Origin of the sequence: Pseudomonas sp. PA-6-3C (assembly GCF_021605825.1) — a bacterium.
GTDB classification, from domain to species: Bacteria; Pseudomonadota; Gammaproteobacteria; order Pseudomonadales; family Pseudomonadaceae; genus Aquipseudomonas; species Aquipseudomonas edaphica.
The window spans coordinates 35,924-49,245 of record NZ_WKDV01000019.1; the positions used below are offsets into that span (position 1 = coordinate 35,924).

Genomic DNA, 13,322 nt, shown 5'->3' on the forward strand with positions numbered 1-13,322 from the left:
GTTGCCTCGCAACAAGATGAATCCACTCCTTCAAACGTCTTACGGTGGCGTCAGGCTGCCACGCTTACTAGCAGTCAGCCCTCCCAAAAAGTACATCAACCCGCCCGCCACAACAAAAACCACCAACATATAAAACATGCTGTACGCCGGCTGCGTAGCCAACACCCACCCACACAACACCGGCCCCAACGCCGCGCCGACATTGCCCAGGTTCTGCGCGGCGTAGTACATGCCGCGCAGGTGATTGGGCGCGATGTTATCGATGAACATGTATTCGGCCGGGAACACGATAATTTCGCCAAGGGTGAAAATCGCCATCGACAGCACCCACATCAGCAGCGTGGTCGACAGCGCAAACCCGCCCAGCCCGACAATAAACAGGCTCAGGCCAGCGGCAAGCCACCGATTCAGGTCGCGCGGGGAAATCCGCTTGCCGAGGCTGTATTGCAAGCTGATAACTGTCAGGGCATTGGTGGCCACGATCGTGCTGATGATCCGGTAGGTCTCCTGAGGTGTAGTGGTGACGATCAGGTACTGCGAGAGGTAGGCCGTGAACTGGCCGAATACCACGGCACTGAGAAGTCCGCCGAGGGTAAAGCACACCAGGCGGTAATCGCGCAGCAGCAGTGTGGCGACCGCCAGGAACGCTACGGGTGGCTGGTTTGCTTGGGCCGTCTCCAAACGCCTGTCGCCCCACACGAAGTAAATAAACAAGAACCCGGCACCCAGCCCGGCTGACATCAGAAACGGCAGGCTGGCATCCACGGCGGCCAACCCCGCGCCCAGGAACGGCCCGACGGCATAACCGATATTGGTCAGCGTGTATTTGATCGAAAACGCTTCACTGCGCTGATCAACGGGGAGCAGGCTGCCAAACCCGGCTTTTACCGCGATATCAATCACCGCATACGCCAGGTTCACCAACACCAGGCACAGGTAAAACAGCCAGAGCGCAGGCGCGATAGGGGCGCCGAGAAAGCCCAGCGTGAACACACCGCAGAAGAGCAGGATAAGCCGGTAACTGCTCATCCGATCCACCAGAAAGCCGCCATACAGGCTCAGCAGCGAGCCGATGATCAGTGTGCTGCCGATCACCAAGCCGATATCGGCGATGCTCAAGCCAAAGTGGCTCGACAAATAGATGACCAGGTAGGGCAGGGTGATTGCGCGGGCGAGCGTCAGTATCAGCGAGGCGCTCAATAGCAGGTTGAGGGTGGCGGGGTAGTTTTTCAGCGTGGCCAGCATTCGAGCCTCAGAGTCCATTTATCAGAGTACAAGCAGCTTACCTTTGAACCGAGTTCTGATTTAGGATGGTTTTTATCCAGACACAGGAACTCAATTCATGAATAAGGGCTGTGCATGTTTTCTTCAGAGCGCCTGAAGGGCATCGATGTATTTGTCTGTGTCGCGCAGCACGGCAGCTTTACCGCGACCGCCGAGAAAATGAACCTGACCGCCTCGGCCGTGAGTAAAAGCATTGCGCGCCTGGAAGCCCGTCTGGGTGCCCGACTGTTCCACCGCACCACGCGCAGGTTGTCGCTGACCGATGCCGGCGTTGCCTACCTGCGCACCTGCACCGGCGTATTAACCGACCTGGAAGAAGCCGAATGGGCATTGCAGGCTGAAAACACCGAACTGCGCGGGCGTGTGCGCATTGACCTGCCCGGCGCCTTTGGCCAGGCGCAGGTGCTGCCGATCCTGCTGCCGTGGCTGAACACTCATCCATTGCTGACCCCGCACATCTCCTTCTCTGATGGCTTTGTCGATCCGTTCAAGGAAGGCGTGGATATCGTCGTGCACATCGGCGACGACCCGGCCTGGCCGGAGACGGTAGGGCACCAGTTACTTACCCGAGAGTGGCATGTTTTATGTGCGTCCCCTGCGTATCTCACTCGCCACGGCACGCCACAGTCCGAGCGTGACCTTGAACAGCATCAGTGCATTGCCTACGGCTGGGTCGATGGTCGCGTCAGCCACTGGCAGCACGCCGGCGAACATGGCGCGACACTGCACAGCCACGTGCAGCCGCAACTGGTGATCGGCCATGGCGCCGGGCTGAAGTTGGCTGCGCTGGCCGGCTGCGGTATCGCGCAACTGCCGTCGTGGCTGGTTGAGCAACACTTGCAGGACGGCTCGCTGGTGCAAGTCTTGCCGCAGTTGGCCAGTGTCGGCATGGGCATCAGTGTGGCCTGGGTCAAAAACCGCTATGCGCTGCCCAAGGTGCGTGCGGTGGTGGAGGTGCTGGTTGCAGGGTTGGGCGCGGTTGAGTGACACTCCTTGATTTTCCGAACAAATTTTCCACAGGATGCGCAGATGCCAAACCTCCCGACACCGCCTTCCACGGGCGACGATCCTTACCTTTGGCTGGAAGACGTCGACAGCACGCAGGCGCTGGATTGGGTGCGCGCACAAAACCTCAAGGCCCACGCCCGACTCGCCGAATCCGCGCCTTTCAAGGCGATGCAGGCCGACCTGCTGGCGGTGCTCGACTCGGACAGCAACATCCCCTACGTGGAAAAAATCGGCGCCCACTATTACAACTTCTGGGTCGACGCCGCCCACCCTCGCGGCCTGTGGCGGCGTACCACGCTTGCGCAATATCGCAAGGCGCAACCGGCCTGGGAAACCGTGCTGGATATCGACGCGTTGAATGCCCTGGAAGGTGAGAATTGGGTATGGCACGGCGCCGACTGCCTGCACCCTGGCTATCAACGCGCCTTGGTTGCACTGTCCCGGGGCGGCGCGGACGCGAGTGTCACGCGCGAATTCGACCTGGTCGAAAAAGCCTGGGTCAAAGACGGCTTCGAGTTGCCCGAATCCAAGGGTGGGCTGGGCTGGATCGACCACGACAACGTGTATGTGTTTACCGACTTCGGTGCAGACAGCATGACCCGCTCGGGTTACCCGCGCATCGTCAAGCAATGGCAGCGCGGTACGCCCCTGAGTGCCGCGACGATCGTCTACGAAGGCCGGCACGACGATATGTATATCGCGGCGATGCACGACAGCACACCGGGCTACGAGCGTGATTTCGTCAGCCGCACCCTGGCGTTCTACAACAACGAGCTGTACCTGCGCGCCCCGGATGGCACGCTGAGCAAAATCGACGCGCCGAACTCGGCCGACAAGTCGGTGCACAAAGACTGGTTGCTCCTGCAATTGCGTGATGATTGGACGGTGGGTGATGGCTACGTGGCCGGCTCGTTGCTGGCGATCAACTTTGCACGCTTCATGGCCGGCGCGCGGGATTTCGACCTGTTGTTCGTGCCATCGGACAGCTCCTCACTGGCCGGCATGGACTGGACCCGCAACCACTTGGTACTCAACGTGCTGGAGGACGTCAGAAACCGCCTCAGCGTGCTGACGCCAGGCCCACAAGGCTGGGCACGCAGCGCATTTATCGGCGCGCCGGCGATGGCGACCGTGGATGTGAGCGCCGTCGACAGCGATGACAGCGACGCCGTGTGGATGGTCACCCGAGGTTTTCTCACGCCGGTCACGCTGTCACTGGTCGAGCTTGGGGCGCAACCCGAAGTGCTCAAAGCCATGCCGGCGTTCTTCGAGGCGAGCCGGCATGTGGTTGCTCAGCATTTTGCCGTGTCCAAAGATGGCACCCGCGTGCCGTATTTCCTGGTGCACGAACAGGGCTTGCAGTACAACGCCAACGCGCCGACCTTGCTCTACGGTTATGGCGGTTTTGAAGTGTCGCTGTGCCCGGAGTATTCCGGCGGGCTGGGCCGCGCCTGGCTGTCCAAAGGCGGTGTGTATGCCGTCGCGAATATTCGCGGCGGCGGCGAATACGGCCCGCGTTGGCATCAGGCGGCGCTCAAGCACAAGCGTGCGCGCGCCTATGAGGATTTTGCCGCAGTGGCGCAAGACCTGATCAACCGCAAGATCACCTCGCCCCGACACCTGGCCGTGCAAGGTGGCAGCAATGGCGGCCTGTTGACCGGCAACATGCTCACCCAATACCCCGAGCTGTTCGCAGCCGTCGTCATCCAGGTGCCGTTGCTCGACATGCAGCGCTATCACCATTTGCTGGCAGGCGCCTCGTGGATGGAAGAGTACGGCAACCCGGACGTGCCTGAAGAATGGGCCTACATCCAGACGTTTTCACCCTACCACCTGTTCGACCCGGCCAAGACCTATCCGCCGGTGCTGTTCACCACCTCGACCCGCGATGACCGCGTACACCCGGCCCATGCCCGTAAACTTGCGGCCAAAATGATCGATGCCGGCCAGGACGTGACGTACTACGAAAACATCGAAGGCGGCCACGGCGGCGCAGCGGATAATGCCCAGAGTGCGTACATGAAAGCGCTGGTCTACGGCTTTTTGTGGGAGCGCTTGAGCGCCGGCCACGGCTGACTTGCGCTGGCAGGTATGATCGGATGCCCCTTGGATAAGTGAAGAGTCAGATGCGCACACCCTATGTTTTTATCTTGATGTCGATGCTGTTGGCGGGTTGCGGCTCGTCGGGCGCAACCACTGGAAGCCATGCGTTCGAACGTCAGCCAAACGCGCCGCTGACGCTCGATGCACCGCTGGATCCTTACACCGTTGAGAAGCTCAATGCGATTCTCCATGAGCGTCCAAACTACCGGTTGCTTCCCGCGGGCCAACAGATCGGCCTGATCTCGGAGGCCTTTTTAGGCACGCCCTATGTTGCCAACAAGTTACAGGGCTCACTGAGCACGCCCGAACAGTTGGTGGTCGATTTTCGAGGCCTGGATTGCTTTACCTACCTGGATTACGTCGAGGCCCTGCGACGATCAGCAGCACAACCCGACTTTATGAAAAACCTGTTGCGCACGCGTTATGTTGATGGCGATCTCGACTTTCTGAGCCGTAAGCACTTCTACACGGATTGGGCCTACAGCGGCACGTATAAACCGGCGCAAGACATCACCGCGCAGATAAGTGCCCATGCCGTTCGCCGCGAAAAACGCCTCAACCAAAAAGCCGACGGCAGTACCTACTTGCCTGGCCTGCCGGTGGTCCAGCGTACGGTCACCTACATTCCCGCCGGTTTTATCGATAAGAAGGTCATCAATCGCCTGCACGAGGGCGATTTTATTGGCATCTATACGCCCTTGGCCGGGCTGGATGTGACCCATGTGGGGTTCTTTATCATGACGGACAAAGGCCCCGTACTGCGCAATGCGTCCTCGCATTCAGGCAGCCAGAAGGTGGTGGATTCGCCGTTTCTTACGTATGTGGCTAACACGCCGGGGATTGTTGTGCTGAGGGCCAAGGAGTAAAGGCTCATCGCCCTGTTGGCCTTCCGGATCCAGTACACCGAAAAGCCTCCCCATCATTGAGCATTCAGTGTCAATTGAGCCACTGTCCCGTCAGGGAGGCGACGTTTACAGTAAGTTTGGCTGCTGCATGAGTTAACGTTCATGTACGCGCCTTTCCGATGACTCGCTGGATACCGCCCCTATGAGATATCTGCCGCCCAGTGCGACCTTGCGTGCTTCTGAAGTTGCCGCCCGCCATCCGACTGGCGCCCGACCTTAGTCACACTCGTGTCGATTTGCATAGGTGCGGGGTCGGCATGGTGGTGCACTTCCACAAGGTCAAGGTGAGGTCTTTACCGCCGCTACCTGCGAATGGGTGCATGGGGAGACACGATCTGGAACTCCATCCCCGCTGATTCGCCCACCATGCTTCAGGTCTGAATGGCTCTAAAGCGTAAATGGCGTTAGCATTCCCACCACTCGGCTTAAACAGCCTGTTTTTCAGATCAGGGTCGCATTGTGGAAAAGCTAAAACGCCTCCAAAGTGGAATTGAAGGGCTCGACGCTCTGCTCAAGGGAGGGCTTGTCGCGGGCGCCTCCTACATAATCCAGGGGCGACCAGGGTCTGGCAAAACGATCCTGGCCAACCAACTTGGGTTCCATCATGCGAACAATGGAGGCCGGGTTCTGGTCGCCACACTGCTGGCCGAGTCACACGACCGTCTTTTTCAGTTTCTTTCTACTCTGAGCTTTTTCGACGCGTCCAAAGTGGGCGCCGACATTCAGTTTGTCAGCGCGTTTGATACGTTGGAAAACGAAGGGCTGGACGAGGTGGTAAAACTGCTTCGGCGCGAGATAAGTCGACAAAAAGCTACAGTGATGGTGGTAGACGGCTTGCTTAATGCTCGCTCAAAAGCCGACTCGCACATCGACACCAAGAAATTCATTTCCGAGTTGCAAGGGCACGCTGCTTTCGCGGGTTGCACGGTGCTGTTTCTGACCAGCTCCCGTCTCGACGACGGCAGCCCTGAACACACCATGGTTGATGGCGTCATTGAAATGGGCGAAGAGCTATTTGGCACTCGCTCGGTACGTCGTATTCAACTGCGTAAAACTCGCGGCAGTGGAGCACTGACAGGCCTTCATGAGTGTGAGATTACCGACAATGGCTTGGTGGTTTACCCTCGTCTCGAAAGCCTTTATAGCCACCCATCCGCCCCCGACAGCGCCGACATGACGCGTATCGCCAGTGGCATTGGTTCGCTGGACGGCATATTGGGTGGCGGCCTTTACAGTTCCAGCGTGTCTCTGGTCATGGGCCCCTCCGGCATTGGTAAAACGACGCTGGGCCTGAAATTTCTGGCCGAGTCGACGGTGGAGGCTCCGGGACTGCATTTTGGCTTTTATGAAAGCCCGCAACGGTTGCGACTCAAAGGCCAATCATTGGGTATCGATATCCAAGGCATGGAGAACAGCGGCGCCCTGAGCATTGCCTGGCAGCCGACGACTGAGGGGTTACTGGATGGGTTGGGCGCTCGCCTGTTGAGTCTTGTAGAAGAAAAGGGCATCAAGCGCCTGTTCATCGATAGCCTCAGCGGTATGACCCGAGTCTCTACAAACCCGGCGCGAACTACTGACTTCTTCAGTGCGCTGATGAATGAACTGCGATCCAGGGGCGTAACCGTATTCGCGTCCTGGGAAATGCGTGATCTATTTGGCTCCGAGGTCAGCGCGCCAAACTCTGACCTGTCCAGCATCGTCGATAACTTGATGCTGATGCGTTTCTCTGAGAATCACTCTGAACTAAGCAGGACGCTTTCCATTCTTAAGGTACGAGATAGCTCTTATGACCCCTCCAGATTTGAGGTTGTCATCCAAGATCGCGATGTTTTCCTGAAAAAGGCTTCGAGACATGAACCTTCAGCCCCCACTGAGACATCGCCCGGTTCACTTTCTTAAGCTTTTGAGTGGGTTGAATTAACATGACCACCATCCTGGTCGTCGATGACGAGTATTTGATCGCTGACATTCTCAGCTTCGCGCTGGAGGATGAGGGGTTCATGGTGGTGACTGCCAGCAATGGTCGAAAAGGACTGGAAGTGCTGGATAGAGAAAGGCCTGCCTTGATCATCACCGACTTTATGATGCCTGTTATGGACGGCCTGGAATTTGCCACAGCCGTTCGAGCCCTCCCGTGCGCTAATCAATTGCCGATCATCTTGATGAGCGGTGCTCAGGCACACATCGGTATGCAGAGATCGGATCTGTTTGATGCGGTAGTGTCGAAACCATTCAACATCGACTTGATCATTGCCGAAGTTAAAAAGCTGCTCGCCTCTGATCAGTGAGTACTGCATCTACCTACCCGGAGCCACGCAGGATCGGGCTCCGCCTGCCTAAACAATCGAGTTGAAAAAATTTTTCGAGGGGCTCTTGAAAACGTTTTGGTAGCACCTATTTTCGGTTCTACGCGATGCCGCAAACGGGTCGCGTCTTAAATCACTTGGAGAACACTCAGGAGATTTACTATGGCTACTACTCTTTCTTTGGCCCCTCTGTTTCGTCAGTCTGTGGGTTTTGATCGCTTCAACGACCTGTTTGAATCAGCGCTTCGTAGTGAGGCTGGTAATACCTATCCACCGCATAACGTGGAGAAGCATGGTGAGGATCAATACCGCATTGTGATTGCAGTGGCAGGGCTTACTGAGGAGGACATAGACATTCAGGTTGAAAATGGCGTATTGAGCGTTTCTGGTGGAAAACGTGAAAACGACGAGAAGGTGACTTACCTGCACCAAGGGATAGCGCAACGCGCCTTCCGCTTGTCCTTCCGGCTGGCTGACCATATCGAAGTGCAAGGTGCAGCGCTCACCCACGGCCTGTTAGCCATCGAGCTGCTTCGGGTTATACCCGAAGAAGCCAAGCCAAAACGTATTGAGATCGGTACTGCCGGCAAGCCAGACCAGCGTCAAGTAAGCCTGCAATAAGTGTGTTTATGGCGCTCTGCGGAGCGCCTTTTTTCTTCTGTTTTAATTAATCTCCCGTTGCCTCGTCGTTGGATGTGCGCAACGCCATCGCCTGCCATAATCCACCCGTCTCACCCCAGCCCCCCACACGGAGTCCATGCCATTCATGGTGCTGTTGAATCGATTGAGCGCGTTTTCCATCCAGGCGCGCCGGGCACTGAAGCTGGTGTGGGGCACGTCGCGGCCCTTATTCATAGGCCTGCTGTTGGCCACCATCATTGCCGGTCTGTTGCCTGCGCTGGCTGCCTGGATCGGCCAGCGCATTGTCGATGGCGTGGTGCACGCGATGCAGATTCATGCCGCCGGCAGCCAGGCGCCCGTGTGGCCGGTGATGCAGTACGTGCTGGCCGAGGCGGGCGTGTTGGCGCTGCTGGCCGCCGCCCAGCGTGCGTTGTCCATGCAGCAATCGTTGCTGCGGGTGCAGTTGGGGGTGAAGGTCAACCTGATGATTCTGGAGAAAGCCCAGACCCTCTCACTCCTGCAATTTGAAGACGCCGAGTTCCACGACAAGCTGGTGCGCGTGCGCCAGGGCGCGTCGACACGGCCGCTGAGCCTGGTCACCAAGGGCCTGGGGCTGGTGCAGAACCTGATCTCGCTGATCAGCTTTGCCGTGCTGTTGGTGCACTTTTCGCCGTGGGCGCTGGTGATTCTGGTGGTCGGCGCGTTACCGGTGTTCTTCGCCGAGACGCATTTCTCGGGCAATGCGTTTCGCCTGTTCCACCGGCGCGCGCCCGAGACCCGTCAGCAGAATTACCTGGAATCGCTGCTGTCCCACGAAACCCACGCCAAAGAGGTCAAACTGTTCGGCCTGGCGCCGCTGTTCCTCAAGCGCTACCGCGACAACGCCCGGCGCTTGTACACCGAAGACCGCCAGTTGACGGTGCGCCGGGATGCCTGGGGCTTTGCCCTGGGCCTGCTGGGCACCGCGGCGTTTTATGTGGCTTACGCCTGGGTGGTGCTGGACACCGTGCGCGGCCAGACCAGCCTGGGCCAGATGACCATGTACATCGTGCTGTTCAAGCAGGGGCAAAGTGCGATCACCGCCAGCCTCAGCGCGATTGCCGGCCTGTATGACGACAGTCTGTTTCTGTCGGACCTTTATGAGTACCTGCTAACCCCCGTGGTCGTGCCGCGTGGCCGGCTTACCCAGGGCGCGCGTCCCGGCGACGGTCTGCGCTGCGAGCACGTGGGCTTCAGTTACCCCGGCGCTGAGCGGCCGGCATTGACTGACATCAACCTGCACTTGGCGCCGGGGCAAAGCCTGGCCCTGGTGGGCGAGAATGGCTCGGGCAAAACCAGCCTGATCAAACTGCTCACGCGCCTGTATACACCGCACGCGGGGCGCATTCTGCTGGATGGCAGCGACTTGCAAGACTGGGATGAACAGACACTGCGCCAGCGCATCGGGGTGATTTTTCAGGATTACATCCGCTACCAGATGACCGTCGGCGAGAACCTTGGCGTGGGTGACGTCGATGCGCTGAACGACGAGGCGCGCTGGCGCACTGCCGCTACCCAGGGGGTGGCCGCCGAATTCATCGAGCGCCTGAGCAGAACCTACGGCACACAGTTAGGGCGCTGGCTTGGCGGCCAGGAGTTGTCGGGTGGGCAATGGCAGAAAGTCGCCTTGTCACGCGCGTATATGCGCCAGGAGGCGGACCTGCTGATTCTTGACGAGCCGACGGCTGCGCTGGACGCCGGCGCCGAGGCGGCGGTGTTCGAGCATTTTCGCGAACACGCCAAGGGCCGCATGACGTTGTTGATTTCCCATCGATTCTCCAGCGTGCGCAATGCCGACCACATCATCGTGCTGGACGGCGGGCGAATCCTGGAGGAGGGCAGCCATCACCAATTGATGGCGGCGGGTGGGCGCTATGCCGAGTTGTTCGATGTTCAGGCGCGGGGGTATCGCTAGGTACCCGAGCGGCCGTCCAATCCGGCCAAGCGTATTGTTTCAAAGTTTTAGCACGCCATGCTCACCGCAAGCCCTGCGCGCCCCGGCGCACCGCTGAAACCCTGGCGCAGAACGCCCGACAATACCTCCAGGGTATCCCTTCAGACTTTATCCATATTGGACGCCCCCGTACCCACGCGTCAGCCTGAGCCCAATAACTATAAAAGAGGCGCAACCATGACCGTGCTATTGAGTGAGCGCAGCCAGATTTTTCGGGGCGCCGATGCCTACGCGGTGTCGGACTACGTCAACCAGCACGTGGGCAGCCACTGCATTCGCCTGCCTCCCAAGGGCCGGCCCCGGGCGAGTATCAGCCATCGCACCTTCGCCAGCCTGGACCTGTGCCGCATCAGCTACGGCGCACCGGTACGGGTCACATCGGTGGCGCTGGAGACCATCTATCACCTGCAGATCCTGTTGAGCGGGCATTGCCGCTCCAGCTCCCGTGGTGAGGATGACGTGTTCGGGCCGGGGGAAATCCTGCTGATCAACCCGGACGACCCGGTAGACCTGACCTATTCCGCCGACTGCGAGAAATTCATCATCAAACTGCCGGTGCGCCTGCTGGAAAACGCCTGCCTGGAGCAGCACTGGAGCCTGCCGCAGGTGGGTATCCGCTTCGCGACGGCCCGCCACGCGCTCAGTGAAATGGGCGGCTTCCTGCCGTTGCTCGGGCTGATCTGCCATGAGGCGGAAAACGCTGCCGAGCCCCACACGCAGGGTCTGTATGAACGCATCGTGGCCAACAAGCTGCTGGCATTGCTGGGCAGCAATGTGTTGCGGGTGATCCCCCAGGCGGCCCACGGCGGTGGGTTTGAAGCGGTGCGCGAATTTATCCAGCAGCACCTGGGCGATGACATCAGCGTCGAGCAGTTGATGGCGGTGGCCAACGTCAGCGAACGTTCGCTGTACAGCCTGTTTGCGCGCCAGGTGGGGCTGTCGCCGCGCGACTATGTACGCCGCTGCAAGCTCGAACGGGTACACGCACACTTGCAACTGCGCAGCACGCGCAGCGTGACCGAGGTGGCTTTGGACCATGGCTTCATGCACCTGGGGCGGTTTGCCGAGGCCTATCGCAAATGCTTCGGCGAACTGCCGTCGCAGACCTTCAAACGCCATCGTTAAGCGACGTGCGCCGGGCGGATAACGATGTGCAGGCAGCGGATATTGACGCGCAGGGCGAACACGTACGGTGAGGGCGCCTGATACAAGAACAACGGAGGGCCCGCCCCATGATCAGTACACTCGACCGACTCGCCGGCCAATTGCGCGAGTCCGTACAGGAAGACCCCGCCACCGGAGTGTTCCGCTGCCGCCGCGACATCTTTACCGACCCCGACCTGTTTGCCCTGGAGATGAAACACATCTTCGAAGGCGGCTGGATCTACCTGGCCCATGAAAGCCAGGTGCCCGAGATCAACGATTACTTCACCACCTGGATCGGCCGCCAGCCGGTGGTCATCACCCGTGACAAACACGCCGCGCTGCATGGCCTGGTCAACGCCTGCGCGCATCGCGGCGCCATGCTGTGCCGGCGCAAACAAGGCAACAAGGGCTCATTCACTTGCCCCTTCCATGGCTGGACGTTCAGCAACGCCGGCAAGCTGCTCAAGGTCAAGGACGCCAAGACCGGCGCCTACCCGGACAGCTTCGACTGCGACGGCTCCCATGACCTAAAGCGCCTGGCGCGCTTTGAAAACTACCGCGGTTTCCTGTTCGGCAGCCTCAGCGATGCGGTGCCGGAACTGCGCGATTACCTGGGCGAAACCCGCGTGATCATCGACCAGATGGTCGACCAGGCGCCTTTGGGCCTGGAGGTGCTGCGCGGCAGCTCATCCTATGTCTATGACGGCAACTGGAAGCTGCAAATCGAAAACGGCGCCGACGGTTACCACGTCAGCTCGGTGCACTGGAACTACTCGGCGACCATGGGCCGGCGCAACTACGAGGCCGAAGGCACGCGCACCGTCGACGCCAATGGCTGGTCGAAAAGCCTGGGCGGCGTCTACGCCTTCGACCACGGGCATATCCTGCTGTGGACGCGCCTGCTCAACCCCGAAGTGCGTCCGGTGCACGCTCACCGCGAGGCCTTGGCCGAACGCCTGGGCCAGGCGCGCGCCGACTTTATCGTCGACCAGACCCGCAACCTCTGCCTCTACCCCAATGTGTACCTGATGGACCAGTTCTCGACCCAGATCCGCGTGGTGCGCCCCCTCGCCGTGGATAAAACCGAAGTGACCATCTATTGCATGGCGCCCATCGGCGAAAGCGCCCAGGAGCGCGCCACGCGGATTCGCCAGTACGAAGACTTCTTCAACGTCAGCGGCATGGGCACCCCGGATGACCTCGAGGAGTTCCGCGCCTGCCAGACCGGTTACCAGGGCGCGAGCACCCTGTGGAATGACCTCAGCCGTGGCGCCAAACAGTGGGTGGAAGGGGCTGATGAGAATGCCTTGGCCATGGGTATGCAACCGCAGCTCAGCGGGGTCAAGACCGAGGACGAGGGCTTGTTTGTGCGCCAGCATGCGCACTGGGCCCAAAGCCTGCAGCGTGCGATCGAGCGCGAACAGCAAGGGCTGATTGCCAGCGACCGCGAGGTGCAGCCATGAGCCTTGCCCGTGAGCACCTGCTGGACTTTCTCTACCGTGAAGCGCGCCTGCTCGACGACCGCCAATGGGATGACTGGCTGGCCTGCTATTCGCCCAAGGCCGAGTTCTGGATGCCCGCCTGGGACGATCACGACACCCTCACCGAAGACCCGCAGCGCGAAATCTCGCTGATCTACTACCCCAGCCGTGACGGCCTGGAAGACCGCATCTTCCGCATCAAGACCGAGCGCTCCAGCGCCAGCACGCCCGAGCCACGCACCGTGCACATGCTGTGCAACCTCGAAGTGCTGGCCGACGATGGCTCGCAGGTGGACCTGCGTTTCAACTGGCACACCCTCAGCCACCGCTACAAAACCACCGACAGTTATTTCGGTACCTCCTTCTATCGCCTCGACATCCGTGCCGAGCAGCCGCTGATCACGTGCAAGAAGGTGGTGCTGAAAAACGACTACATCCACCAGGTCATCGACATCTACCATATCTGAGGACACCG

11 protein-coding genes are annotated in these 13,322 nt (G+C 59.7%); 10 read left to right on the forward strand and 1 reads right to left on the reverse strand.

What is annotated here, in order from left to right:
- Positions 1–39: 39 nt before the first annotated feature.
- Positions 40–1,245 (reverse strand): MFS transporter, encoded by a 1,206-nt coding sequence (locus GIW48_RS14705; RefSeq protein ID WP_186616942.1) that lies wholly within the window; start codon positions 1,243–1,245, stop codon positions 40–42.
- 114 nt (positions 1,246–1,359) lie between these two features.
- Here GIW48_RS14705 and GIW48_RS14710 point away from each other — a divergent pair, with 114 nt between their 5' ends.
- The 10 genes from GIW48_RS14710 (at position 1,360) to benB (ending at position 13,314) form a co-directional block, all read left to right on the forward strand.
- Positions 1,360–2,271, forward strand: a complete 912-nt coding sequence (locus GIW48_RS14710; protein WP_186616941.1) for a LysR family transcriptional regulator — start codon at positions 1,360–1,362, stop codon at positions 2,269–2,271.
- 42 nt (positions 2,272–2,313) lie between these two features.
- The gene (locus GIW48_RS14715; RefSeq protein ID WP_236460697.1) at positions 2,314–4,368 is read left to right on the forward strand and encodes a prolyl oligopeptidase family serine peptidase; all 2,055 of its coding nucleotides are present in this window, start codon (positions 2,314–2,316) and stop codon (positions 4,366–4,368) included.
- A 50-nt stretch (positions 4,369–4,418) separates the two neighbouring features.
- Positions 4,419–5,261, forward strand: coding sequence for a DUF1460 domain-containing protein (locus GIW48_RS14720; RefSeq protein WP_236460696.1), 843 nt, complete (start codon positions 4,419–4,421; stop codon positions 5,259–5,261).
- 498 nt (positions 5,262–5,759) lie between these two features.
- On the forward strand, positions 5,760–7,199 hold the full coding sequence (locus GIW48_RS14725) for an ATPase domain-containing protein (protein WP_170038303.1): 1,440 nt from the start codon (positions 5,760–5,762) through the stop codon (positions 7,197–7,199).
- A 23-nt stretch (positions 7,200–7,222) separates the two neighbouring features.
- A complete protein-coding gene (locus GIW48_RS14730; RefSeq protein ID WP_065930162.1) occupies positions 7,223–7,588 on the forward strand; it encodes a response regulator in 366 nt (121 codons plus the stop codon).
- A 180-nt stretch (positions 7,589–7,768) separates the two neighbouring features.
- Positions 7,769–8,227, forward strand: a complete 459-nt coding sequence (locus GIW48_RS14735) for an Hsp20 family protein (protein ID WP_056859925.1) — start codon at positions 7,769–7,771, stop codon at positions 8,225–8,227.
- Between the two features lie 145 nt (positions 8,228–8,372).
- Positions 8,373–10,181, forward strand: coding sequence for an ABC transporter ATP-binding protein (locus GIW48_RS14740; RefSeq protein WP_170038465.1), 1,809 nt, complete (start codon positions 8,373–8,375; stop codon positions 10,179–10,181).
- Between the two features lie 216 nt (positions 10,182–10,397).
- Positions 10,398–11,345, forward strand: coding sequence for an AraC family transcriptional regulator (locus GIW48_RS14745; protein WP_170038301.1), 948 nt, complete (start codon positions 10,398–10,400; stop codon positions 11,343–11,345).
- A gap of 107 nt (positions 11,346–11,452) precedes the next feature.
- On the forward strand, positions 11,453–12,829 hold the full coding sequence (locus tag GIW48_RS14750) for a Rieske 2Fe-2S domain-containing protein (RefSeq protein WP_236460695.1): 1,377 nt from the start codon (positions 11,453–11,455) through the stop codon (positions 12,827–12,829).
- On the forward strand, positions 12,826–13,314 hold the full coding sequence (benB, locus tag GIW48_RS14755; RefSeq protein WP_236460694.1) for a benzoate 1,2-dioxygenase small subunit: 489 nt from the start codon (positions 12,826–12,828) through the stop codon (positions 13,312–13,314). The genes GIW48_RS14750 and benB overlap by 4 nt, the downstream gene beginning before the upstream one ends.
- Positions 13,315–13,322: the final 8 nt, after the last annotated feature.